General features: G+C 65.0%; 22 protein-coding genes and 3 pseudogenes. 7 read left to right on the top strand and 18 right to left on the bottom strand.

Annotation, left to right across the window (positions count from 1 at the left end; translation table 11 throughout):
• Together ACIPC1_RS16035 and ACIPC1_RS16030 are read left to right on the top strand one after the other, a co-directional pair.
• Positions 1 to 2,583: a tetratricopeptide repeat protein gene (locus ACIPC1_RS16035; RefSeq protein ID WP_402517242.1), complete on the top strand. Its 2,583-nt coding sequence runs from the start codon at positions 1 to 3 to the stop codon at positions 2,581 to 2,583.
• Positions 2,584 to 2,729: 146 nt separating this feature from the next.
• Entirely contained in the window at positions 2,730 to 2,933 is a 204-nt protein-coding gene (locus ACIPC1_RS16030) for a hypothetical protein (RefSeq protein ID WP_402517240.1), read from the top strand.
• A 337-nt stretch (positions 2,934 to 3,270) separates the two neighbouring features.
• Here ACIPC1_RS16030 and ACIPC1_RS16025 read toward each other — a convergent pair whose 3' ends face one another.
• Positions 3,271 to 3,978, bottom strand: coding sequence for a hypothetical protein (locus tag ACIPC1_RS16025; protein WP_402517237.1), 708 nt, complete (start codon positions 3,976 to 3,978; stop codon positions 3,271 to 3,273).
• Here ACIPC1_RS16025 and ACIPC1_RS16020 point away from each other — a divergent pair.
• Positions 3,965 to 4,342 (top strand): annotated as a pseudogene (locus ACIPC1_RS16020) (type I restriction enzyme endonuclease domain-containing protein); the annotation flags it as partial. The gene ACIPC1_RS16025 and the pseudogene ACIPC1_RS16020 overlap by 14 nt on opposite strands.
• A gap of 258 nt (positions 4,343 to 4,600) precedes the next feature.
• Complete coding sequence (locus ACIPC1_RS16015) at positions 4,601 to 5,857, top strand: hypothetical protein (protein ID WP_402517654.1); 1,257 nt, start codon at positions 4,601 to 4,603, stop codon at positions 5,855 to 5,857.
• 175 nt (positions 5,858 to 6,032) lie between these two features.
• Here ACIPC1_RS16015 and ACIPC1_RS16010 read toward each other — a convergent pair.
• The 5 genes and pseudogenes from ACIPC1_RS16010 to ACIPC1_RS15990 all read right to left on the bottom strand — a co-directional run.
• Positions 6,033 to 6,522 (bottom strand): annotated as a pseudogene (locus ACIPC1_RS16010) (aminotransferase class I/II-fold pyridoxal phosphate-dependent enzyme); the annotation flags it as partial.
• A 52-nt stretch (positions 6,523 to 6,574) separates the two neighbouring features.
• A complete protein-coding gene (locus ACIPC1_RS16005) occupies positions 6,575 to 7,855 on the bottom strand; it encodes a hypothetical protein (RefSeq protein WP_402517236.1) in 1,281 nt (426 codons plus the stop codon).
• Positions 7,855 to 9,357 carry an N-6 DNA methylase gene (locus tag ACIPC1_RS16000; RefSeq protein ID WP_402517652.1) on the bottom strand — a complete coding sequence of 501 codons (1,503 nt, stop codon included), beginning with the start codon at positions 9,355 to 9,357 and terminating at the stop codon, positions 7,855 to 7,857. Before ACIPC1_RS16000 ends, ACIPC1_RS16005 begins: the two co-directional genes overlap by 1 nt.
• 5 nt (positions 9,358 to 9,362) lie before the next feature.
• Positions 9,363 to 9,554, bottom strand: a complete 192-nt coding sequence (locus tag ACIPC1_RS15995; RefSeq protein ID WP_402517235.1) for a hypothetical protein — start codon at positions 9,552 to 9,554, stop codon at positions 9,363 to 9,365.
• Between the two features lie 359 nt (positions 9,555 to 9,913).
• A complete protein-coding gene (locus ACIPC1_RS15990) occupies positions 9,914 to 10,633 on the bottom strand; it encodes a 7-cyano-7-deazaguanine synthase (RefSeq protein WP_402517232.1) in 720 nt (239 codons plus the stop codon).
• Between the two features lie 542 nt (positions 10,634 to 11,175).
• Here ACIPC1_RS15990 and ACIPC1_RS15985 point away from each other — a divergent pair.
• Positions 11,176 to 13,908: an FG-GAP-like repeat-containing protein gene (locus tag ACIPC1_RS15985; RefSeq protein ID WP_402517229.1), complete on the top strand. Its 2,733-nt coding sequence runs from the start codon at positions 11,176 to 11,178 to the stop codon at positions 13,906 to 13,908.
• A gap of 311 nt (positions 13,909 to 14,219) precedes the next feature.
• On the opposite strand, the pseudogene ACIPC1_RS15980 reads toward ACIPC1_RS15985, so the two are convergent.
• Together ACIPC1_RS15980 and ACIPC1_RS15975 are read right to left on the bottom strand one after the other, a co-directional pair.
• A pseudogene (locus ACIPC1_RS15980) lies at positions 14,220 to 14,603 on the bottom strand (tyrosine-type recombinase/integrase); the annotation flags it as partial.
• A gap of 127 nt (positions 14,604 to 14,730) precedes the next feature.
• On the bottom strand, positions 14,731 to 14,853 hold the full coding sequence (locus ACIPC1_RS15975) for an IS3 family transposase (protein WP_402517227.1): 123 nt from the start codon (positions 14,851 to 14,853) through the stop codon (positions 14,731 to 14,733).
• 118 nt (positions 14,854 to 14,971) lie between these two features.
• Here ACIPC1_RS15975 and ACIPC1_RS15970 point away from each other — a divergent pair, with 118 nt between their 5' ends.
• Positions 14,972 to 15,202 (top strand): hypothetical protein, encoded by a 231-nt coding sequence (locus ACIPC1_RS15970; protein WP_402517224.1) that lies wholly within the window; start codon positions 14,972 to 14,974, stop codon positions 15,200 to 15,202.
• A gap of 277 nt (positions 15,203 to 15,479) precedes the next feature.
• Positions 15,480 to 16,064, top strand: coding sequence for a DUF4352 domain-containing protein (locus tag ACIPC1_RS15965; RefSeq protein WP_402517221.1), 585 nt, complete (start codon positions 15,480 to 15,482; stop codon positions 16,062 to 16,064).
• A 54-nt stretch (positions 16,065 to 16,118) separates the two neighbouring features.
• On the opposite strand, the gene ACIPC1_RS15960 is transcribed toward ACIPC1_RS15965, so the two are convergent.
• From ACIPC1_RS15960 to ACIPC1_RS15915, 10 genes are all read right to left on the bottom strand, one after another.
• The gene (locus ACIPC1_RS15960; RefSeq protein ID WP_402517218.1) at positions 16,119 to 16,460 is read right to left on the bottom strand and encodes a DUF6093 family protein; all 342 of its coding nucleotides are present in this window, start codon (positions 16,458 to 16,460) and stop codon (positions 16,119 to 16,121) included.
• Positions 16,461 to 16,553: 93 nt separating this feature from the next.
• On the bottom strand, positions 16,554 to 16,916 hold the full coding sequence (locus tag ACIPC1_RS15955) for a hypothetical protein (RefSeq protein WP_402517216.1): 363 nt from the start codon (positions 16,914 to 16,916) through the stop codon (positions 16,554 to 16,556).
• Positions 16,917 to 17,100: 184 nt separating this feature from the next.
• The gene (locus ACIPC1_RS15950; protein ID WP_402517214.1) at positions 17,101 to 17,763 is read right to left on the bottom strand and encodes a hypothetical protein; all 663 of its coding nucleotides are present in this window, start codon (positions 17,761 to 17,763) and stop codon (positions 17,101 to 17,103) included.
• Positions 17,760 to 18,437: a hypothetical protein gene (locus tag ACIPC1_RS15945; protein WP_402517211.1), complete on the bottom strand. Its 678-nt coding sequence runs from the start codon at positions 18,435 to 18,437 to the stop codon at positions 17,760 to 17,762. The genes ACIPC1_RS15950 and ACIPC1_RS15945 overlap by 4 nt, the downstream gene beginning before the upstream one ends.
• A complete protein-coding gene (locus ACIPC1_RS15940) occupies positions 18,430 to 18,777 on the bottom strand; it encodes a hypothetical protein (RefSeq protein WP_402517208.1) in 348 nt (115 codons plus the stop codon). The genes ACIPC1_RS15945 and ACIPC1_RS15940 overlap by 8 nt, the downstream gene beginning before the upstream one ends.
• A gap of 221 nt (positions 18,778 to 18,998) precedes the next feature.
• Entirely contained in the window at positions 18,999 to 20,279 is a 1,281-nt protein-coding gene (locus ACIPC1_RS15935; RefSeq protein WP_402517205.1) for a putative T7SS-secreted protein, read from the bottom strand.
• 47 nt (positions 20,280 to 20,326) lie between these two features.
• Complete coding sequence (locus ACIPC1_RS15930) at positions 20,327 to 20,623, bottom strand: WXG100 family type VII secretion target (protein ID WP_402517203.1); 297 nt, start codon at positions 20,621 to 20,623, stop codon at positions 20,327 to 20,329.
• 26 nt (positions 20,624 to 20,649) lie between these two features.
• A complete protein-coding gene (locus ACIPC1_RS15925) occupies positions 20,650 to 21,351 on the bottom strand; it encodes a hypothetical protein (protein ID WP_402517200.1) in 702 nt (233 codons plus the stop codon).
• Complete coding sequence (locus ACIPC1_RS15920; protein ID WP_402517197.1) at positions 21,351 to 21,725, bottom strand: hypothetical protein; 375 nt, start codon at positions 21,723 to 21,725, stop codon at positions 21,351 to 21,353. The genes ACIPC1_RS15925 and ACIPC1_RS15920 overlap by 1 nt, the downstream gene beginning before the upstream one ends.
• Positions 21,725 to 22,222 (bottom strand): hypothetical protein, encoded by a 498-nt coding sequence (locus ACIPC1_RS15915; protein ID WP_402517194.1) that lies wholly within the window; start codon positions 22,220 to 22,222, stop codon positions 21,725 to 21,727. Before ACIPC1_RS15915 ends, ACIPC1_RS15920 begins: the two co-directional genes overlap by 1 nt.
• Between the last annotated feature and the right edge of the window lie 186 nt (positions 22,223 to 22,408).

Below are 22,408 nucleotides of genomic sequence, written 5' to 3'. Positions count from 1 at the left end.
ATGGAATCTGGAGTCGAATTGGAAGCTGCCGAGCCCGCTAACTTATCTCAATCTGCTGACGTTCACGATCACGGAACAGCATTCCAGCAAAATCACGGCGTTCAAATTTACTACGCCAGCCGCGGTACCAGTTCACCGGAAGAGCTGACCAATACTGCGCACTTGCTGGCGCTGGATAGAACGCTCAGCTTCCACGAGCACCGTGATCCTGTGATTTTTGGCGTGCATCCGGCCTCCACGTGGAATAATACTCAATATCCTGAGTACGTACGCCGGGACATTGACGAGGATCTTTATGCCGTGTTGCGGCCGGGCGCGTTCGTCTTGCTCGTAGGCGATCCTACGTCCGGGAAGTCGCGAACCGCTTTCGAAGCCGTCAGAACCAAATTTCCTGGACATCTGGCTTTTCAACCCGAGGATGGGCTGGAGTTTGCAGAATGTGTGGCTTTTGCGCGTTCTCGCGATAAAGTAATTTGGCTTGACGAACTCGATAGATTCCTAACTCGCCCATCTATCTCAACAGGGTCGCTAGATGATGCGTTGCGATCTGGCGCCATCTTGATTGGGACTATGCGCGCGGATGAATTGGATGTGCTATCACCTCGGCACGAAAGAGGGCACAACTCCGAGACTAGAACCCTCGTCAGAGCAGCCAGAGGCGTCACTGCAAGGGCGCACATTCTTTATATAGATAGGCAGTGGAGCCCTGACGAGGTAGCGCGTGCGGGTAGATCTGAAGATCCGCGAGTAAAAGACGCAAGTCAATATGCTTCCGAGTACGGCATCGCAGAATATCTGGCTGCCGGTCCACAACTATATCGGGAATGGCAGAACGCTTGGTCGCCAGGCCTTCACCCTCGCGGCGCTGCCCTGGTTTCAGCCGCGGTAGATCTGAGACGCGCCGGGATTCAGGAACCCGTTGCTAGGGAACTAATAGAGCGCTTGCATGGCATCTATCTTGATGAGCGCGGCGGATCTCGCCTACGTCCCGAGCCCCTCCTTGATGCGATTCATTGGGCACTTGAACCCTTGCATGCGACTAGCAGCTTGTTAGTGCCAGTAGGGGACGATACTTTCAGGGCTTTCGAATACCTTGCGGGAGCTCTTGCCCGCGACAGAAAAGACCGCTCGCTACCGGATCAGGTGTGGGCTTCGGCTGTCGACGAATTCTCGCTGGAGGTTACTCACAGTGTAGGACATCGCGCCGAAAAGGCGGAGAAGTATAATTTCGCCTTGCAGGCATATGAGCGTCTAGCTGCTGCTGGAATTCCCGACGGCTCATTCCACTTGGGCTACATCTCGGCCAAACGCGACGAGTTGGAGGATGCCGAGTTTTGGTATCGCAAGGCTATATCACAAGGGAGTTTTAAAGCCAAGAATAATCTAGGCCTTGTATTGGCGCGCTCCGGCCGCGAAGACGACGCATCGTATTGGTTTCTAGAAGCCGCCCAAGAGGGCGACGTTTACGCGATGCGAAACCTCGGAAATTATCTCTTGACGCACGACCAATTGGCCGAGGCGAAAGAGCTATTCCTTACCTTTATAGAGAAAGAATCGCCCGCCGCAAAGACCATGATGGGGCGACTTTGCGTGCATCGAAAGGATTACCGAGAAGCCAAAGAGTGGCTACAGCAAGCGGTCGACGAAGGCGACGATGCAGCCTGGTTTCTCTTGGGTGTCGCGCAAGAAAAAAATAATGAATTGGAGTCAGCTACCTCTTCATACCGGCACGCGATAAGGGCGGGTGACGGTGAAGCGGCCAATAACTTGGGCGGGGTCCTCGATAAGCTAGGTGAGCGAGAGGAGGCGGAATCTCTCTACCGGGAGCGTCTGGCTCAGGAAGACGATAAGTATGCTGCGTTCAACCTAGCCAACCTGCTATCAGAGACTAAGCGCTTCGCTGAAGCAGAAGAGCTGTACCAAAAGTCAATTGCAATGGGCTCGGAGTACGCCAAAAATAACCTGGCCCTAATGTTGCAAGAGGTCGACCGCGATGAGGAAGCTGACATTCTATTTCGTGAGGCGGCTGCGGGCGGAGACCGGCGAGCAATGGCCAATCTTTCTACTCGCTGTCGCAAGAGGGGGAAACCGCGCGAAGCTCTTTCGTGGATCAACCAAGCTCTATCTTCCGGAAAGCCCGAATACTTCATCGAGATGGGCATGGTTCAAGAGGCACTCGAGGAGCCGAATAAGGCCATGCTATGGTACCGACGCGCCATAGATTCTGATCAATATCGAGGGGCTACAGCTCTAGGGTATCTATACGAAAGGCAAGGTAAAACCAAGGCTGCAGCTAAAATGTACGCTCAAGCAGCCCATAATGGCGAAACCCACGCGCTCTATCACCTGGGACAGCTCTATCTCAATCAGCGAGATTACGGGAAAGCACGTAAATACTTGACGGAGGCAACTAAATCGGGTGAGCCTGCCTCTCACATGCTTGCTTTTTTGGCGCTAAAGGACGGCGACCTGGCTAAGGCTCGTGAACTGCTGGATAGTGCGTCACATGATCCAACTCCTCAAGACGAGAGGGTTCGAGACATGGTCAGCTACTACGAGGAACTCGTCGGCCGCCCCACCTAGCTAGGTTGAAGTTTCTAAGGTGCCGGTGTCGATACCAGGCGGCTCGTGAACCCTTCTGCCCGCAACCACTCGTAAGCCCCCGTCACGTCACGGGGGATCTGCTGCTCGATTATGAACCCTGGCTGCGGGTACACCGCGAGACGCTGTTGAGCACCGCCCAACATTTCGATGACGAAGTCAGCATCACGGTGCCCTACTGGCACACCGGTGATCGTGCTGCAACAGTGCTCGGCAAGCTCTTCGCTCTCTCCGCGCTAGTGGAGAAGGAGACTGGCCTTACTGCCTATGATGCCGTTGGCAAAGACCTCTCCACATCAGGCAATGAGCATCATGTCGGGCGTCACGACTGACCTACGCAACCGCTACGGAGGTTGAGAGCGCCGGCACCACCACCTCAGCGCTGAGTGTCTAACTGCGTGACAACCACGACGCACAACCGCGAACAACGGCGGACGTCAGCGGACCATCAACGCAGGCGACAGGCACAGCAACCCTAGGCAGAGCCCCCACCCAAGTTGCTTCGGGACGAAGAGGTCGTGGGTTCAAATCCCGCCACCCCGACACTGGTCAGAGGCCCATTCGCATGATCGCGAATGGGCCTCTTTCATGCCCGAGGGGCCAAACAAGGGGCCAAAGGGATTGAGTCAGGCCACCGCGTCGCCCTCCTCCTGCTCCCCTACCGTTGCCTCAAGGCTTGCGGCTGACTGCACCCGACGTGATCCACTGCACAAGCGCAGCGGCGAGATGGACACCGGCGCGTGCGGACTCAAGAGTCTCCGGCACAGTGCCGGTCTGCGCGCCATGTCGGGATGTTTGCCCCTCCCACAACGCCCGCATCATCGCCTCAACCGGGGTGATTGGTTCCTTCCCCGCCGGGGCGAAGAGCACGGTGTCGAACCTCGTAGGGGCATTGCGGATAGCCCTCAACATGGTCCCAAGCGTCGCCTTCGTGTTGTTTGGCTCGACGATGGCGTGCGCGGCGGACTCAACCGCCTTGATCGCCTCGCTGTATGCCCTCTCGGGTTCCGGGTTCCGCCCGTACGCTGCCTTCCACGCTGCCGCGAGATGGTCAGCTGCGGGACTACGCGATGCATCGGCGGGAGTCTGACGGACCGCGTCACGCATGGAGGCGGAAACTCGTTCTTCGAGACCGTCCAGGCTTTCGTTGACCCGGTATGCAGAGCCGCCTTCGTCGAGGATCCTGTTTAGGACTGAACCCATGCCTGAGCGGATGGACGAGGAGTAACTAGGTACTGGGTGGTCTTCAGCCATGCATTCAAGTAGCACGTCTACCACGTCGAGGAGGGGTACGCCTTGCACAGATGCGAGCGTCTCAACCCACCTTGCGGCGGAGGCACTGCGGCGGCTCATCGAGCAGAAGATGCGCGAGGTCACGCGTCACAACATCGTCCGCCGCACGGCCTTCTCCGACCGTCTGCAGGACCTGATGATCCGGTACACGCGGCAGCAGTACACGAGTGCCGAACTCATCGCCAAGCTGGTCGAGATGGCCAAGAAAGTGGTTGAAGACGCTCGGCGCGGCGAGAAGTTCGATCCGCCGCTGAACTGGCGCGAGCTCGCCTTCTACGACGCTGTGGCCGAGCACGGCACGGCTCAGGAACTCACCGGCGACGAGATCCTGGCGAGCATCGCCCGTGACCTCGTCGCGGAGGTCCAGAAGAAGCTCAAGCCGGACTGGATCGCCCGCGAGCCGGTCCGTGCCGGTCTCCGGAGCGCCATCAAGCGCCTGCTGGCCCGCCACGGATACCCGCCGGACCGCCGTGCGGAGGCGGTGAAGCTGGTCCTGAAGCAGATGGAGCCGCCGACGAGTGGGCCACTACCGGTATGCCGGACAGCTGAGCCCGCGCGGCCACGTCGGCGCAAGAGCAGTGCACCTACATCCCGACCGTGTCGCGGCCAAGGTCTCCCGCCTTCGGAAGACCTCGGCCACGGCCCGGCGATCACTCTGCGAACCCCGAGCACCTTCGACGGCGAGAAGCCACTGCAGGAGCGGACCATGGACAACGAGATTCAGCTGATCAGCGACGGGGATGGGCTGACAGTCATGGGGAGCGCGAAGGATGTCGAAAACTTCCTCGCTTCGGAGGGACTGCCGTCCAAGAGCCTCGGACCGCGATGGTATAAGTCCGTCTTCGCCACGGGTGCTGCAGTCGCCGAGGCAGGATCGGAGATCACCGCTAACTCCGCTCACTGGGTGAAGCTGACCCCGAAGTCGGCGCTGCTTCTCAAGAGGTATGGCCTGAGGGAGAGCGCGAAGACGGGGCTCAGCACGGGTGTGCTGAAGGGGCAGAAGGGTCAGATCAAGGGATTCCTCGAGTTCGCGCACGCGCCCCGATCGCTCCTGTCCAACCCGGCGACTCTTGCAAACGCCGGGAAGTTCATGGCGCAGGTTGCGATGCAACAGACCATGGACGAGATCACTGACTATCTCGCAGCGATCGACAAGAAGGTCGACGACGTACTGCGTGCGCAGAGGGACGCTGTGTTGGCCCGCATGATCGGAGTGGGCTTCGTGATCGAGGAGGCCATGACCATCCGAGAGAAGCGGGGCAGGGTCGACGAAGTCACTTGGTCGAAGGTGCACACCGCGCCGGCGACGATCGCGGAGACGCAGGCGTACGCGCTGCGTCAACTCGACGCGCTCGCGGAGAACATGGAGCGTCAGACCAAGATCGGAGATCTCGCCACGATGGTCAAGGAGGCTGAGGGCATCGTTCGAGAATGGCTCGCCGTTCTGGCTCGCTGTTTCCAGTTGCAGGACGCGGTCGCTGTACTCGAACTCGACAGGGTGCTGGACGCGTCCCCCGATGAGCTCAACGGGCATCGCCTGGGCCTGAAGGCCGCCCGGCAGGGCCGGCTGGAGCACATCTCGCGGAGCACCGAAACTCTGCTGGCCAGGATGAACGCCGCTGCTGGCGTGGCCAACGCGAAGGTGTTGCTGCACCCGACCACATCCCCGGCTGTGGTCCAGTCGAGCAAACAGGTCGCGACCGGCGTCCATGACTTTCACGTGCGGCTCGGAATCGAGTCCGGTGGCGACTCATCTGAGGCGAGGCGATGGACGGAAGCTGCCCTGGAGGTGAGGGACAGAGCGTTGGAAAAGGGAGTAAATGGTGTTGGTGCTGCCCGAAGCCTTGGCAACGAGACTCTCGACCGGGCCAACTCGGTGAAAAACAAGCTCTCCAGCGGTATCGCCGAGCGAGCGCGTCGTCTGCGCGGGAACGACGAGCAAGGCGACAAGAAGACTGAGTGAGCGCCGACCATCCCGGTATGCCGGACGACTGACGCACCTTCCTGCCGGCCCTGCACCAGAAGGACCACCGTCCGGCCCTGAGCCGGGTGGTCGTCATGGCTTCCCGCCACATCGGGTATGCGGCGGGAGGCGTCACACGTTTAGCGTGGCCAGTAGGTCGACGGTGAGACGGACAGGTCCGTGGGGTGATCTTGGCGCGCAGCACGTCCAGGTCCGGGCGGAAGGACGGCGCACGCAGGGTGGGCGGTACGCGCTTCGCACCAGCCATCGCGATGCAGGCGGCGTAGGAGTCGTAGCAGGGTCGAAGGCGATGGCCTCGTCGTCCAGCTCCAGCAGTGCTGGCATGGTGGCGACGATGGCCTTGGTCGCGCCGGCGGTGACCAGGACCTCGGTGTCGGGGTTAAAGGAGAGGTCGTAGAAGCCCTGTTGGTGGTCGGAGATCGCGGCGCGCAGTTCCGGGATGCCCGGTCCGGGCGGGTACTGGTTGCCCTTCCCCTCCCGCAGGGCGCGGACGGCGGCCTCCCCGATCTCTTCAGGGCCGTCCGTGTCAGGGAAGCCCTAGCCCAGGTGATCACGCCCGTCACTGTCGCCAGTGCCGACATCTCCGCGAAGATCGTCGTCCCGAGTCCGCCCAGCCATCGGTTCAGCAGCGGCCTGGCGTTCATATCTCCACAGTTCTCACGCGGGTGCCTGTCCGTCTCCGGGGACCATCCGAGCTCATTGCCGGTCATGCCCCGTGGCGCGGGCCCGCGGTGGGCGAGGAACAGGAGTGCCCTGCTCCTCCGGCTCGGCTGTCGGTTCCCGGAGGACGCCGGCCTTCGCTGAGATGTCGCGCAGGAGCGCGTCCCGCATGGTGTGCAGCGTCGCGATCTTGGCGACCAGGAGCCGCGCAACGGCGTGCAGGGGGTCGGCCATCGTGTGGAAGTCGGTGCGCGTGAACCGATCCGGCCAGGTGACCTCCAGGCGTTTGAGGGCACCGGCGGAGATTTCCCGGCCGTTCTGGCCCTGCGCCAGCCGTGCGATGTCGCTGCTCCTACTCCTGAGTTCGTGGAGCAGCCACCAACTGTCCTCGTCCTCAATAGGTTGTACGGCCACGACGCCTCTGAGAGGTGTCGCTGGTCGGCGCGGAACAGCGATGTGTGCGCCGTCAGAACGGGTGCTCAGCATCAAGGTGCCGGGAGGATGTACCTCGCCGTCGTTCACTGGACTGCTCAGACGGAACCTCTGGACATGGGGCACAGGAAGGTCGTAGAGATCTTTAGGGGCGATTACATCGGTCACATCGGTGCTGGGTTCTGTGGGCAACGGGGGAAGCGAGCGTTCGGAACCTCTGCCCGTCTTCGGTTTGGCGACCTTCGCAAGCGGTCGTGTCTCCCACTGTGGAATCGTCGACGCCCAGTCGTCATGGAGTGCGTCGGCCAGTTCCACCGCCTTGCGCGCGGTCTCTTGGTAGAGGGCGGCCATCTCCTCGATGAGGCCGAAGGCTCGGTGGTATGCAGTGATGATGTCTGGCGGGGGCAGCGGAAACAGCATGCGGTGGAGGGTGTCGAGACTGATGGTGGGCTCGACATGTGCCGTCACGTCCTCGTCGATGTGGGCCTTCGCCGTGGGTGTCTGTAGCCAGATACGCAGCCACCGCACTATGTGCGGCTCAGCGCGAATGATGCCGATCGACCTGGTCGCTGTACATCCCGCGTGCTCGGCGGTGACAAGTGCGGAATCGCCCACCCGTCGGACGAGTACGACAGCCAGGTCGCCCTCCCTGAGGGTTGCCCGGTTGGGCGGGGACGCGCCCGGCCGACACTCGTTGGCCCTGGGCGAGAGGATCCTGCCGTCCTGGACGAACGTCGAGCTGACGACTCCCCCAGCCTGATCAGCAGCCGCGTCGTCGAGGAAACCGGAAGTGGTGTGGATGCGCCTGCGGATCCGCTCGATTTTGATGGAGGTCGTCTGCCAAGCCGCTTTACCCGAGGCGACCTGGTCGGCATTGGCTTCCATCAGATCTCCTCCAAGATGTCCAGCAGTCGGATTTCCAGGTCGCGCATCTGGTCGAATTGATCGGCCAGTTCGAGCTTGAGCAGCTCGACCCGGCTCCGTGTGTCCCGCTCGGTGCTGGGAGGCTCCACGGCGTACGAAGTCGGCATCAGGCTGGACTCGCGGTCGGCGATCTCCTTGGTGGAGCAGCTTCGGGACCAGCCAGCTGCGTCGTTGTACGGCGCGGCCGTGGCACCGTTCTCGAAGAGGCCACGCCAGGCCGCCAGGGTGGCCAGGATCAATGCCGTGTTCTTGTCGCCCAGCCTCCGTGCTCTCGAATCCGGGACCGGTTCGAAGGCTCGCCGCGCGTTGACGAACAGCACCTGCTCGCGACGGTCCCGGACACCCCAGCCGGGGCGCGCGCGCTTGTCCTTGTTGAGCACCCACAGACAGGCGGGGGCCTTGGTGTGACCAAACACGCGAGGCGGCAGAGCGATCACGCACTCGACTACATCGTCACGCAGGAGGCGTTCGCGGAACCTTCGGGTGACGGGTTGTCTGCTGTTGGCCACGCTGTCGGCCATCAGGAAGACGGCACGTCCGGTCGGAGCCAGCGCGTGCGCGATGTGCTGGATCCAGGCGGAGTTGGCGGACCCTCGGGACGGCGGTTCCTCCGTCCACCGGGGATCGACAGGCAGCGTGGGATCCGACCGGCGGGTACTCTGCTCCGTCTTGTCCTCCGGTGCCCAGTCGCGCTGGTTGAAGGGAAGGTTGGCCAGGACGATGTCGTGGGGCTCGGGTTCGGGCTCCGCGAGGCTGTCCCCGGGCGGGAAGACGTGAGCCGTGATCCCCCGCACCGCGAAGTTCATGCGGGCCACCTGTGAGGTGTGGGCGTGCTGTTCCTTCCCCTGCAGGGACATAGTCGGGTGCAGCTCGACGCGTTCGCGGACATAGCAGTAACTCTCGACGAGCAGTCCCCCTGAACCGCAGACCGGGTCCAGCACTCTGTGCCCGTCGCGGGGGACAGCCGCACCGACCATGAGACGCGCCATGTCACCCGGCGTGAAGTAGTGACTGCCGTCAGCCTGGGGCTGGTTCGCCGAGAGGTCACGGAGGCACTGTTCAAGCAGGGACCCGACCCGCTGGGTGGAACCGATGGCCTGGACGAGAGCGTGAAGTGATCCTTCGGAACCGGAGGGCGGAACGGGCATCAGGCTCCCCGTGCCCGCATCGGCGCCCTGTTCATCGGCTGCGGGAAGCCAGTGGCTCAGACACTTGCTCACCGCAGCGCGGATTCCCGAATCGCGCCCTGCCGGCTGACCCAGCAACCACGACCATGTCGGTACGCCGGCGCCGGGAGCGGCGTGCGCGGTCCGGCTCAGGTACAGCAGCCCGAGGACGAGGCGAGTCGCGTCGTGGGCGTTCATCAGCCGCGAGAGGTGCGTGCGGTGTCGGCGCACCTTCGCGAGCACCTCGTCGAGCGAGGAGGCACCCTCGGCCTGCACGTGCCCTCCAAGGGCACTCATGTCACTCACGAGCCCACCACACCCAGGGCGCACATGACCACGATGAGGAGCGTCAGGGAGCCGGCGAAGGTCAATGCTCCGGTCTTGAAGGCCGCCGTGGGACGCCCTCCCTCGACGACGGTCACGACGCTGCCGGCCAGAGCGGCGACAAGCGCCGCGAGGACCGCGATGATCACGTACATCAGCCTTAGCTGCACGTGGTTCCTTCCTGAGGTCGGGGGATCTCCCAGTGGAGAGTGAGCTGGTGATCCCTGGCTTCAGGAAGGACAGTAGAAGACGTAGGCCGCGCGCTGCGGGGTGCACGCCGTTTGGGATTTCTCTAGGCGCGCGCTCAGGATTCAAGCACTTTGAGCGAGTGCACGTCGTTTGGGATTCAAGACAGCGAGTCGGCGAGGAGGTGTGTCCGGGCCTTCGACTCCCAATCCGAATGGGTAGGTGAAAGCCTTGACCCAGATCAGTGGACGCTCTGCGCAGGTACTGCGTCCACGACACCTCGACGATGCCGTCCCGTGACCACCAAAGCGGTCTGGTGCGAGCCGGATCTCGCCTGCGCCGCCTACGCCGCGGCAGCTGCCTCCGTCGCATCCGCAATCTGAAGCAGCCGGGCCAACTCTTCCCGCCCGCGCCTGATCAAATCGAACGCCACCGCCGGGTCCGTGTCCGGCGGCAGCGGGGTATCGGTGAAGACATCAGTAAGGGTGTATCGGCCGAGCAGCCACCGCTGCAGTGCGCGCCAGTCGGCACCCCGGTCAAGCGGTAGGCCGTCCGCCCACGCCAATGCCTCGTACTGGGTGCCGTCGATGCCGTTGGCGTGGAGTAGCCCGGAGCGGCGCACGAGGCACGGAAAGCAAACGCCGCAGTTGGCGATGGGAGGGCCGCCGCTTCGGCGGGTTGGCGGCTTGCCGCAGCTCAGGGTGGACTCCAGGTCGGACGGGGTGAGCCCCGCGTCACGTCCGGCCTTGCACACCTCGCCTTTCGTGAGTTGTGCCAAGGGGTTGACCACCTGCACCGCACTCTCCGTGTCACTCACGGCAGTCACCAAGGCATTGAGACTGGCCAGCGTCCGCGGGTGCACGGAGCGCGTGGAGCAAGCGGCCGAACGTGCTGCTGTCAGCGGCGGATTGAGGGCGAGTTGGCCGTTCTCGGGGATGTGGACGGTACCCACCCCGTGCGCGGTGGCGGCGCGGATCGCGCCCGCCGCGTACAGCAGACCGCGTGTGCGGGAGGAGGTCTCCAGCCGAGACCCGGAGCCGTCGCCCGCCGGTGTCTGGCTCATCGGTAACAGCAGCGATCCCGAAATGATCCAGCAGGAGTTGACCGCACTCCTGGAACGGGGCTCCAAACGGGGAACCGCACTGCACGAGGTGTGCGGTCTGCGGGCCCCGGGACCACACGACAGCGTGCCGCGCTGGATCTGGTGGAATGGACCGAGGAACGCGGCCTGACCGTCACGAAACTGGCTTCCTCGGTCAGTTGCCTGCCAGGCGTCCGGGGAAGTAGAAAACTACGCGAGATCGGCAACTACAGCACGCAGCCAGCTCTCGGAACTTGAACCAGGCCCCCACAAGTCGTCCCCGAAACCAGGACATGATCGTCTGTCGCAGCTGCTTGGTGCTGGGCGACGTCGTCGTCTGTACTGGATGGCCCCTCGGCACGCGCTTTCGGACCACCGCACGCTGATACGCTCCCAGCGCACAAGACATGCACAGGTCATTTGGGGCTGTTGGGGTCACAGCTATCAGAGTCGAGGGACCGGGGGGTTCCGTGCAGGGCTGCAAGATCGTACGCCGTCGTCTGTTCGGCCGAGGGGGCACGGCCATGGCGGCGGCCGTTGCTCTGGCCGCAGGTGCCCTGGCTGCCGTGCCTGCGGGGGCGGCGCCGACCGTGGGCGAGGACGGGATCGTCCTGCCCGCCGCGGACCGGACCGCCACGCGCAACCCGGCGTTCGGTGGCTTCGGCGACACCGGTGTGCTGTCGAACCCCGAAGGCACTGTCGGCTTGCGCTGGACCGACTACGCGACGGGCCAGACCAGGAACGTGACCGAGTTCGCCGGCGCGCAGCCACCTAACGGGCTCGCCCAGTCGGACACCACCTACAGCCTGTCGACCGACGCCGAGGGGCGACGCGTTGTCCAGTTCCGCGCGATCGGCTCCGGCGCGGACAAGGGCACGGTGATTGTCCCGACCGGCCTGACCTACGCCGGTACCGCGGGCGAGGGCGTCGTCGTCGCCTACCTGGGCAGCTCCGCCAACGTGCGCGAAGTGCACCTGCTGAAGGCGGCGGCCGAGGGCGGCACCAGCGACACGATGCTGACCGGCTGGCCCGCCGACGCGAAGCTCCTCGCAGTGAGTGAGCGGGACGACCGCTCGCTGCTCATGCGCTACCGCGTGCCCACGGAGGACCCCGCGGTCTTCCTCGACCAACTCGTCCTCGTCGACGTCCGCGACGGATCCTGGGCCAAGGTATTCAGCCCTTACAAGGCGGGCTCGGCCCGGTCGCTCTTCCTGAGCGCGGACTACGTCGGCTGGTGGTACCCGGGGAGCGGCGCGCGGCTGCTGCGCCGCGACGCGCTCGACGGACCGATGACCGCGGTTCCGGGCCAGGGCACCGAAGGGAAGACCGAGTTCACGGTCATCGGCGACGACGTCGTGGTGGCCACGTACGGCGGCGACACCCGTGCCGTGCTCACCAGACCCCTGACCGACGCCGGCGAGTGGCGCACGCTGCTCCCGCAGATGGACGGCTGGATCTGGCCTTCGGCGGACGGATCGGCCATCGTGGCGGGCGGTCCTGACAAGGCGGACTGGGGCGTGCACAGGCTCTCCGAGGCGCCGGACGGACAGATCGCCGCCCAGGAGCTGATGGACCTGCCGCCGGTGCCCGCGCCCGTCGACGGACTGTCCCTGGCAGGCGGCACCCTGGCCTGGACCGACCAGACCTCGTCCCCGGCCTACGACGTCATGTTCAACACGCGCACTGTGTCCGCCGACGCGGTCCCCCAGGTGGGACCGGTCCGGCAGGCGGGCGGATGGGTGAAGCCGTGTCAGGTCAACTACGGCTGCGTCCAGCTGGTCGGGGCCGGTGACGGATCCGTCGTCTACAACGACCTGGACCCCACCCAGTGGGTCCACCGCCGCACGCCCACGGGTGAGGTCCAGACGCTGACGGTGCCCGGCTTCTACGGCGAGGTCGAGGCCGCGGAGGGGCGGTACGCGCTTCTGTCCGGCGGCACGAACAGGAAGCAGTTCGTCGTCGACTGGACGCAGTCCAAGGTCGTGGCGACGCGCACGGCGAACGCCGCCGCCCTGTGGGACGGGCAGCTGTGGACCACGACGTCCACCGCGGGGCACCTGTCGATGAGTCGCCTCGGATCGACTGTTGCGGCGGTCGATGTCAACATCGGCTCGGCGTGCGTACCCAGCGAGTTGCAGGTCAACGGCCGCTTTGTGTACTGGGCTTGCGCCGCGCAGAGTAAGGCCGGAGTGTTCGACCGCTCCCGAGGGCGATCGATGGCCGTGCCGACGGGTGACGCCCTGCTGGCCAACGGTTTCCTGGTCCGCCACGACAACGCCCGCGGCAAGCTGGTGCGCACCGACGTCCGCTCCGGGCAGGCGGTCACCGGCGACGTGGCCGATCTGCCCGCCCCGTCCAGCCTCTGGCCGGAGGGCACGACCTCGGACCGCCGGATCCGTTGGACCCTCGACCCGTACGGGAACCAGGTGGCGTTCGTGGACGCCGACGAGCGCATCCATATCCTCACCGCCGGTTCCCTCGCGGCGCCGGTCCTGCGGGACCACGCAGGAAGGGACGGCATCGGCGACCTGCTCACGCTCAACTCCTCCGGCACGCTGACGTTCCAGCAAGGCACGGGCAAGGGCACGTTCTCTGGGGTGGTCAGCGGCAGTGGCTGGGCGACCAGTATCCGTCCGGTGCCCGTCGGGGACCTGAGCGGGGATCGTTGCAACGACGTCCTGGTCCGACTGGGCAGCGGCACCCTGCGGCTGTACAAGCCGGCCTGCGGGGCGGCGCTGAAGCCGACGACGTCGTACACAACGCTGGGCACCGGCTGGAACCAGTACGACGTCCTCACCTCCCCCGGTGACATCACCAAGGACGGACGCCCCGACGTGATCGCCCGCAATGCTTCCACCGGGGCGGTGTACCTGTACAAGGGCGCGAGCGGCGGCAAGCTCGCCGCTCGCGTGAAGTTGTACGACAACTGGAAGACGTACAAGAAGGTCGTCGGGGCCGGGGATCTGAACGGTGACGGGATCGGCGATCTCATCGCGCAAGACAAGTCGAACAACCTGTACCGGTACTTCGGGAAGGGCAACGGCACCTTCGCCCCGCGTGTGAAGATCGCCACCGGCTGGGGCTCCTCATACAACGGGGTCGTCGGCGTCGGGGACATCACCGGCGACGGCAAAGCCGACCTGATCGCACGGGACACCGCCGGGAATCTCTTCCGGCAGGCCGGTAACGGCAACGGGTCCTTCGCCACGCGCGTGAAGATCGCCACCGGCTGGCAGAGCTACAAGGGCATCTTCTAGCCACGTCGTGATGTGTGTCATGCCCCGGCGTGGAGATCGCTGGGGCATGACAGACCTTCGGCGCCTTCCTGCCCTGTGTCGTCAAGGCGGAAGACGCCCATGCGGGCCCGCACCGAGGGGCGTTCAGCAGCTGATGTGTGACTGCGCTCCCCCACCAAAGTGCTCTGGGAGCCGCTTGGGAGCCGACCTGCTCCCAAGCGCCCTTCCACGCCACCCGAGACCAACCGGAACCATGCCTCTGACCAGCGCAAATACGATCCTCGCTGGCAAGAACGGCAACGACCCCCATTCGGGACGAAGAGGTCGTGGGTTCACATCCCGCCACCCCGACACTGGTCAGAGGCCCATTCGCATGATCGCGAATGGGCCTCTTTCATGCCCGGGAGGCCAAACAGGGGGCCAAACGAATTAAGTCGGGCCACCGCCTCACCCTCTTCTTGATCTTCGGCAAAGATATCGTCCATCGCCTCAGCCTCCTTCATGATCACGGGTCGGAGCTGCTTGCGGTAGACCGCTTCCGTGGTGGCCCGGCTGCTGTGACCGACCAACCGGGCGATCGTCCCCAGGGGGATGCCGTGATCGGAGAGCAGAGACACGAAGCTGTGGCGCAGCTCCCGTGGGGTCAACTCCGGGTTCAGCCCCGTCCTCTTCACGATCGCCTTGAAGTCGCGCCGGACGCGGGCCGCATCAAGCGGTTCACCGCTGCGGGTCGAGGTTCCCCCGGCGTGTGGGAGGTGCTGGTCAGCTGGTCAGGGAGGGTTGACGGGGTTTCAGGTTCGTTCGCTCGGCCGTTGCCTGGTGGGCGTAGTGCTTCTCCTCGAACTAGATGGAGCTGAGGTAGCCAAGCCGTTTCTGGATGCGCCGGGAGTTGTAGGAGCTGTCGATGTACTCGAAGAGCGCAAGGTTGGCTTCAGCCGGGTGGTGAAGGTACAGCTGCGGATGCACTCGGGTTTGATGAGCATCCAGAGGTTCTCCGCGAGGGCATGTCGTAGGAGTCGCCAGGTCACGCCCGTACTCGATCGCCGCGACGAGGTACGGCGTCGCGCTGGACAGACCTCGTGTCATGAGCCGGGTCACGTACTCCGGGCCCGGTGCCATCGCGTCGTACAGCGCGAGCGGTCTGCCGGGTCTGCTTCTCCAGCAGCGTCATCGCGCCCGCGGCGCCCTGCCCACGGGCGGCGGTGATCTGGGCGGCCGCGCCCGACTCCCGTACGGCCAACGGCAGCGCGGCACGTTCGGTCCCGGCCGCCCCGCGGAGTTCTTCTGGATGCGGACCCGCAGCAACATGGCGTGATGCCGCGTGATCGCCCGCGTCCGGGAGGTACTGCCGGCCCCATCCGCGTGAGCGCGGTGGCCAGCACGACCGAAGTCGCGGAAGGCGGTTGCGTCCGGATGGGCGTGGGGACGGGGGTTTACCAGCGTCGTCGTTGGCGGAGCCTAAGAGCTTTGCCCTCGAAGGTCGACGTCAAGCATTCACTTCTCGAAGTGCGCATCCTGGTGATCAGCGGGATCATTTATCTCGCCTCTACTGTCCGCGCGCTTCTGGGCGCGTTGCCCCAAGGGGAGGTCCGATGCGTCGCGCGCTCGCCCTTGTACTCTCCGGGCTCCTTGCCGCCGCGGTGGCCTGCTCCGCGGACGAGAAGGTCACCACTACGCCGGTGAGCAGCGCACCGGTACAAGAGACGCCTGCAACGGAACAACCGATATCCACGGAGAGTCCCACGCCGTCACCGGCATCCTCCGCCGCCGTGGGAGACACTCTCGACCTCACCGGCAACGGCGACGGCGAGCAGTTGGCTGTCACCGTGGTGAAGGTGGTCGATCCGGCTGGTGCAAAGAACGAGTTCTCCACTCCGGAGGCAGGCACGCGGTTCGTGGCGGTCCAGTTCCGGCTGAAGAACACCGGAACCGCGGTCTACGACGACTCTCCAAGCAACGGCGCGAAGGTCGTGGACACCCAGGGCCAGCAGTTCGACGCAACGATCGAGGACACAACCGCTGGCCCCTCATTCCCCGGAAGTGTCACTGTCGCGTCAGGCGACACCGGGCTAGGGTTCATCACCTTCGAGGTTCCGACAGCCTCCAAGATCGCCAAAGTGCAGTTCGCGTTGAACAGCGGATTCTCCGGCAACACCGGCCAGTGGAATGTGCCCTGACACCACCAGACGCCGCGCTCGCTCTCAACTGTGGCTCCTGCGGCGCCCCTTCCGCTACTGCTCCAGCCCTGGACGGCAACTTTGGCCGAGCAACTGCAATCGCACGATTCGCACCACGGTGAAAGAGCCCGAAGCGACTCCTGTGACCCGAAAGCGGCAGCCATCGAGTTGGGCGTCCCGAGCCGACTTCACCACCGTGAGGTGATCGTCGACCCGTACGGCGGGCATCCTGAGCGGCAGCATCCCCTGGTACACGGCATCCGAAGGCAGTTGCGCTACGGCGCCGTCCAGAGGAGGCGACGCGATCGGCGGGCCTCCTGGCAGCACCACCGCCCCGGCCCCCTGCCAGATCAACTCCCGCACGCTCCCCGGGCCCCAGTGCTCGAGACACCTCATCAAGCACGTCATCGGCCTCCCCGCGTACGTCCCGCCACAACTCCACCGCGTCGGCCAGGAAGGCCCTCCACCACGCGCTGCACCCCGGAGAGGTCAAGCGTCACATGCCCACTTCGCGAGCTGCCGCAGCACGGCAGCGGTGTCGCCACCCGGCACGGACTCCAGGTCAGGCCGAGCGAGGGCGGCCCGCTCGACCTCCTGCGCGTCCACGGCTTCGAGGAATGACGCGGCAGCGGGACCGGGTTCAGGCGGAACGCCGACCTGGACGTGCGCCGGGAGATCGAGTTCGGCGGGCCATGTCCTGGTCGGCGAGAGGTGCAGTACGACGCTGGGCTGGACTCTGGCATCGGCATGAACGTCGATGGCAGCGACGTACTCGCTTACGTCGACACCGTCGATCTCCAGGGTGTCCGAGCGCCCGTCGAAGGACATTTTGAATCGGTTCGGGTCCGTCATCGGCGGAGCCTGATACTGCCCTCGCCAACCCGGCAGCCGCGCCTCCCCGATGCGGATCCGCTCTCGGACATCACGGTGCGCGAAGAAGAAGCATCAGAGGCTGACCTCTCCGAAGGGCTGCATAGCACCGTGGAGGGGGCTCGGGGTTTCGGCAAGGGGCGTGGCGAACGCGAGGTGGCGGCGACTAGGACGGCGCGTCCGGCGAGGCGGCGCCCTCCTCCGGTTCGAGATCCCAGACCGCCACGCTCACCTTGTGCGCCAGTTCTTCGATGTCCTGGGCGGCGCGGATCACCCGTGCGGTGTCGTCGGTTACGGTCCACAGCACCACATCGGCGCCGACCTCCTCGTCGCGCCAGGCGTAGCGGAGTGCGGCGATCACTTCAGGGGTGTCGTCCTGCCGGAGATAGCGGAATGCCCGCAGCCCTTCCCCGAGTGGTTCCGTGTGAAAGGGCTCGACGACCGGCGCCTCAACGGCGTCCGGGTCCTCCGCTCCGACGAGGAAGCGCAATGTCTCCTCGCGGCCACCTTGCGCGGGCTTGACCATGGTGAAGACCTGGAGAGGCATGCTCGTCGGTTCCCACATACGCAGCAGCACCCGCGTATCGAAGGGCTCCGGCGCGAAGGCTTCCGCGAAGCGCCGCAGCACACCCGCGAGGAAGGCGATACCTGACTCGCCCGGATCCTGTCCGTACGACCGCCAGAACAGCTCGGCACACGAACGCGTCCAGACGTCGATGTCCTGCCACTCCTCGGTGTCCCAGCGCGGAGGAAGCTCCAGCCATCGGCTCGGGTCGTAGTCGATGTCGAGGCTGAACTCGTGCTCCAGCTCAACCAGGGGCTCAGTCATGTCCACCTCCACCGGAAGGTCGTCATCAGGGCGTCGAACCACTCGACCATCGCATCAGCCAGGTCGTCTCGGGGGTTCCCAGCGCCGATCGTGGAGAAAGCGGCCACGAGCCACTGGCTGGGGTCACCGGGTACCGCCACGAGGTACTCCACCCTGCGGCTGCCAAGCTCCGCACCACGCTCCGGGGCCGCAGGAACGACACGCTCTCGGCGAACCGCAAGGGTTCCATCGACCTCGCCGCTGCTCAGGTCCATCTCCGAGGCACTCGCCATACCGTCAGCGGAGAGCAGTTGCACAGCGATCTCCGCAGGGTCGGACACCTCACTCGAGGCACCATCAGGCCCGGAGCGCGCCGGTAGGCGCGCGTTGGAAACGGTGAACGATGCCCCGAGATTCACCTCCCCCGCCAGCTTCACCGGCAGATACATCTCCAGCGCCTCGGCCCTGCGAGCCTCGGCAACGGCTGCCCGCAGCCTGCGTTCCAGCTCCAGCCGGAGCGGCGTCAGCTTGTCGCGCGGCACGTCAGCCGGCACGCGGGCGAAGGCAGACGTGACGATGGAACGTACGGCGTCCTCTGCGTCCCCCTGCCGGAGTGGGATCTGCACCCAGTCCTCGGGCAGGAGGAACCCGTAGCTGGTAGGCGGCGAGGCCGGTTCGGTCACGGGGTCAGTCATGGCTGCGGGTCCGCCTGGTCGTGTACCAGATGCCCGCGTGTACCGCGGCGCTGATCGCGACCCCTGACCACAGCTGCCAGTATCCGCCGAGTGCGGCTCCGAGGAGGGCCATGAGGAAGTAGAGACCGCTGATGACCCGTAGGTCGAATTCCAGGGTGTCGCTCTTCCTCCTGATCTCCGCGTTCCAGAACCGGATCAGCACCAGCAGCGGGCTGAGCGCTGCGATGTCCAACGCCCATGTGGGCATGGGCAGTTCCAGTCCCCATGTCGTGTGGTTCTGCATCGCGACGATGAACCACAGCAGCATGACGAGGGCGATGGCGAGCAGCACGTAGCGCACTTGGGCTGCCTGCCTGAGGAACCTCTCGTCTCCTGAGCCGGACGCATCTGTTCCGGAGCTGGCGGCATCGGTTCCGGCATGGTCTTCCACTCGACGCGGAGGCCGCGCAGACCCGCGAAGGTCTTGATCTGCTGCGGCACGGACGCGCTCTTGAGCCTGACGCGCCTGCCGGGTGCGAGCGCTCTCCGTGAGGCCGCTTCTCCGCTTCTCCGGTTTCGATCTCACCATTGCGACCCGATCCCTGCTCCTGGCGCCGTCATGTTTCCCTTGGCATTCACATAAGTAGGAGACCATGCGTCTCCGGCTCTTCCGCCGAGGTCAAGTGCCGTACTCGTCCCCCAGTAGGCTTGGGAGACACCCTTCTGGCGGGCTGCTTCCGAGGCGATTTCGCTCAGTCGCTGATTGTCCGGATATCTGCCGCTCATGCGCTCGACGTCCTTCACCTGCTCCGCCATGCGCTTGTCCCCGAGGGCCCTGTACGTCTCCTTCCGCGTCACCTCCGGCACGGCCTCGTCCCGGGTCTTCACGCCCGCCGCCCGCCCCCGCTGATTGTCCGCAGTTCTGCGGAGTCGGCCCAGGCGTCCGCTGCCACCCCGTCCGTCGGCCGCACGGTTCATTCGGGCCGCGCGCTTCGCCTGCTGCTCCGCGAGGTCCTTCGAGATGCCTCGCCCTTCCTTCTGTAGCGCCTTGACCGCCTTGGCTGCCTTGATGCCGTTCTTGGCCATCTTGAACGCTGCGATGTCGGTGACCACATCGAACCAGGAGCCGTTGCCGGTCAGGGCCATGAGGAGATGGATGCCGAAGACGATTCCGGTGAGGATTCCGGCCAGCACGCCGAGGGCGGGGAAGAAGATCGCGGCGAAGGTGAGCAGGGTGGTGATGTTGCTCAGCACTTCGGCCAGTGTCCCCAGCCAGTCAGCGTCACCAACCCACGCCTTGAAGTCGTTCCACCAACTGTCCTCCATGTCGTCGTCGATCGACGACCGGATCTTGCCGGCGTAGTGGTCCGCACGCTCGTCGTAGAAGGAGACCGCGGAGTTCAACTTTCCGCGGGCGGTCTCCAGGTCTTCCTTGGCCTGCTTGACGGCCGGGTCGTCTGCCGGGTCCGAACCCTCCTCCTCGGAACCCTTCTTCCCCTGGTTCTCCGGCTTGTGGCTGTCCAGGATCCGCTGGGCGTCCTTCGCGTCCTCCAACGCGCGGTCGGCCTTCTTCTGGGCGGTGTCCATGTCGTCCGCCCAGCCCTTGAGGTGACCCTTCACCTCTCGATAGCGGTCCTCGGCCAAGTCCAGCCTCTTGGACAGGCCGCGCGCCTTCTCACCCAAGGTGTCGGCGTACTTGCCCTTCAGGCCGTCGCTGTCCCCGATCGCCTTCATCGCCGCGGCCTGCGTGCGGAGCTTCTCGGCCATCTTCTTCATGTGCTCGACCTCGTCGCGGATCCCCTCCGGGTCACCCGGAACGGGATCCGCCTCGGCGAGCGGTGCCCAGTCAGCGGGCCGCGCCATGGATGTTCCCCCTGCGAAGAGTCGTCGGTCCGTCCACGCCCGAGGCGCTACTTCTTCCCCTTGTTGACATTGGCCAGGTCGTCGTCGAGGCCCTTGAAAGCGTCACTGGTCGTCTTGACCATCGACCCGACCTCTTCAATCTCCTTGATCAACCGCTTGCGGTTCTTGTCCCAGTTGTCCACGAAGTCGACCATGGCCTTCTGGACACGGGAGTCACCGACGAGCGCCTTGACGTCCTTCTTCCACTCCTCCAGACCGTTGAACTCGTCGCGGATCTGCCGGAGTTGCTTGGCACTCGTCGCCAGCAGGTCGTAGTCGACCTGAAGATCGGATCCCTTCGACATGCCGTTGGCCCTTCACGTGTCGACTGTCAGCGGTTGACGGACTGGATCTCCTGCACCGTCATGTCCTGGGTGGTCTCGAAGGTGCCGTCTGGTAGGTCGCCCTGTGCGCCGCCAGAACCTTCCCAGGAGATCTCCCAGGTGATCGACGCCGTCAGCTCGTACGGCTCGCCACTGCTCGCGCGCAGATAGGTGATGCCGCAGGGCGGAGTCTTGTTCGCATCGCCCTCGGTGTAGGGGGTGCCGATCGAGCCGTCGTCATTGATCTTGCAGTCGCCGGAGGCCGGGTACGTCTCGGCGTCGTCGGTTCCCGCTTCCAGGTGCAGTGCGACCGGCTTGGCGGTGGTCTCCGCCCACACACCCGCGGCCGCCAGCTCGGCCCGGACCTTGACCTCCGTGAACGTGGCCTTGTCCAGCCATACCCAGGTCGGCAGGTTCACCGTGGAGTTGGCCGCGGGCTTCCGCTCGACCTCGGTGTCAGGCACCTTGATCTTGTCGTAGGCGTAGGCGTAGGCGGCGAGGACGCCGGGGGTGGGGGCGTGGTCATTGTCGGGGAGGGTGTTGGCGGTCTGCCAGAACAGGGTTCGTTCGCAGTCGTACGCCTCGGGGTCGTTCTCCCGGTTCGTGTTGATGACCCCTCGCCAGAACTTGCCATCCTCACCGAGGTTGAAGTTCTCGTAACCCGCCCCGCTGCCGGTCTCAGCCTTGCCCTTCTCGTAGTGATCCACCATCAACTCCTCGCCCAACTGAGCGTGGGAGTGACGGGCACCAGGCCCCCGCCCTGCTTGAGGGAGTCCACCGCACCCTTCAGCTGCTGGGGAGTGGCCACCGGCTCGTACCAGCACGCCGGCGGCTCCCAGTTGGGGTCGGCGGGGGCGAGCGTCTTGAGGGAGCTGCCCGAGGATCCGCCGCTGACCTGCGTGACCTTGATGTTGGTAGTGGTGGCCGCGGCGGTCAGCATGCTGCCGGACGTGCCGCCGGAAGGGCCGGCCGGCGGCGGTGCCTGATTGTTGTCATCGCCGATGGCGTAGGCCGACGTGCCCGAGAGGATCATGGTCGAGACAGATGCTGCGAGGAGAGCACATGCCTTCGCAATGGAGGGCATCAGCTGCACGCTCCCGCAACGGTGGTCAGGGAGACGGACCTCCACACGCCTTGGGCGGTCTTGTCCAACGTGACTCGGTACTGGATCAGCGACTCGGGCTTGTCCGGAGTGGTGACGACCTTGCTTGTCCTGCGGTTCTTCGTGGACGCCTTCCGCTCGTCGACGCAGTAGAAGAGCACGCCCGATCCGGTGTCGTTGATGTGGACCTCGGGGTCGAAGACGGTGACCTTGCCGATGAGACTGTCGTCATCGTCGGTGAACTGCTTGATCCACGTGCGGGCGGACGCCAGGGTGGCTTCCGAGTTGTAGAAGGCGACCGCGTCCGAGTCCGGATCCGCCTCGATCACGGCCGCGTACTTCGAGCGCAGTTCCTCGCGGCCGTCGTCCAGGATCGCCTGGAGCTTCGCGTCGCTGTTCGTCCAGCTCTCGAAGTCCGCCTGGAACTCGCTGGGAAGCGTGATCTCGGGGCGCCTGACGCCATCCTGCGAAGGTGACACGGAGGGGCTCGTCGACGCATTCCCGCCAACGACGTCCGCCCCTTTGATCTTGCCCGAGGACGCGTCGTCGCCCCCTCCGGAGCCGCAGGCGGTCAACAGCAAGGCCGCAGATGCGGTGAGCGCGGCTGTCGCTAGCCGGGCGGGGCGGTTCACTCTGGACTCCTGGCGAGGTGGGGGGGTAACTCA

Origin of the sequence: Streptomyces sp. NPDC087263 (assembly GCF_044744645.1) — a bacterium.
GTDB lineage: Bacteria > Actinomycetota > Actinomycetes > Streptomycetales > Streptomycetaceae > Streptomyces.
The sequence above is the reverse complement of the archived record's forward strand: the minus strand, read 5'-3'. Positions and strand labels throughout refer to the sequence as shown.

What these genes read in the sequence shown, in the direction of transcription:
- ACIPC1_RS16035 (WP_402517242.1), top strand. Translation starts at nt 1, where the DNA reads ATGGAATCTGGAGTCGAATTGGAAGCTGCCGAGCCCGCTAACTTATCT.
- ACIPC1_RS16015 (WP_402517654.1), top strand. Translation starts at nt 4,601, where the DNA reads ATGGACAACGAGATTCAGCTGATCAGCGACGGGGATGGGCTGACAGTC.
- ACIPC1_RS16005 (WP_402517236.1), bottom strand. Translation starts at nt 7,855, where the DNA reads ATGGAAGCCAATGCCGACCAGGTCGCCTCGGGTAAAGCGGCTTGGCAG.
- ACIPC1_RS16000 (WP_402517652.1), bottom strand. Translation starts at nt 9,357, where the DNA reads ATGAGTGCCCTTGGAGGGCACGTGCAGGCCGAGGGTGCCTCCTCGCTC.
- ACIPC1_RS15990 (WP_402517232.1), bottom strand. Translation starts at nt 10,633, where the DNA reads ATGAGCCAGACACCGGCGGGCGACGGCTCCGGGTCTCGGCTGGAGACC.
- ACIPC1_RS15985 (WP_402517229.1), top strand. Translation starts at nt 11,176, where the DNA reads ATGGCGGCGGCCGTTGCTCTGGCCGCAGGTGCCCTGGCTGCCGTGCCT.
- ACIPC1_RS15970 (WP_402517224.1), top strand. Translation starts at nt 14,972, where the DNA reads ATGAGCCGGGTCACGTACTCCGGGCCCGGTGCCATCGCGTCGTACAGC.
- ACIPC1_RS15965 (WP_402517221.1), top strand. Translation starts at nt 15,480, where the DNA reads ATGCGTCGCGCGCTCGCCCTTGTACTCTCCGGGCTCCTTGCCGCCGCG.
- ACIPC1_RS15960 (WP_402517218.1), bottom strand. Translation starts at nt 16,460, where the DNA reads ATGAGGTGTCTCGAGCACTGGGGCCCGGGGAGCGTGCGGGAGTTGATC.
- ACIPC1_RS15955 (WP_402517216.1), bottom strand. Translation starts at nt 16,916, where the DNA reads ATGACGGACCCGAACCGATTCAAAATGTCCTTCGACGGGCGCTCGGAC.
- ACIPC1_RS15950 (WP_402517214.1), bottom strand. Translation starts at nt 17,763, where the DNA reads ATGACTGAGCCCCTGGTTGAGCTGGAGCACGAGTTCAGCCTCGACATC.
- ACIPC1_RS15945 (WP_402517211.1), bottom strand. Translation starts at nt 18,437, where the DNA reads ATGACTGACCCCGTGACCGAACCGGCCTCGCCGCCTACCAGCTACGGG.
- ACIPC1_RS15935 (WP_402517205.1), bottom strand. Translation starts at nt 20,279, where the DNA reads ATGGCGCGGCCCGCTGACTGGGCACCGCTCGCCGAGGCGGATCCCGTT.
- ACIPC1_RS15930 (WP_402517203.1), bottom strand. Translation starts at nt 20,623, where the DNA reads ATGTCGAAGGGATCCGATCTTCAGGTCGACTACGACCTGCTGGCGACG.
- ACIPC1_RS15925 (WP_402517200.1), bottom strand. Translation starts at nt 21,351, where the DNA reads ATGGTGGATCACTACGAGAAGGGCAAGGCTGAGACCGGCAGCGGGGCG.
- ACIPC1_RS15920 (WP_402517197.1), bottom strand. Translation starts at nt 21,725, where the DNA reads ATGCCCTCCATTGCGAAGGCATGTGCTCTCCTCGCAGCATCTGTCTCG.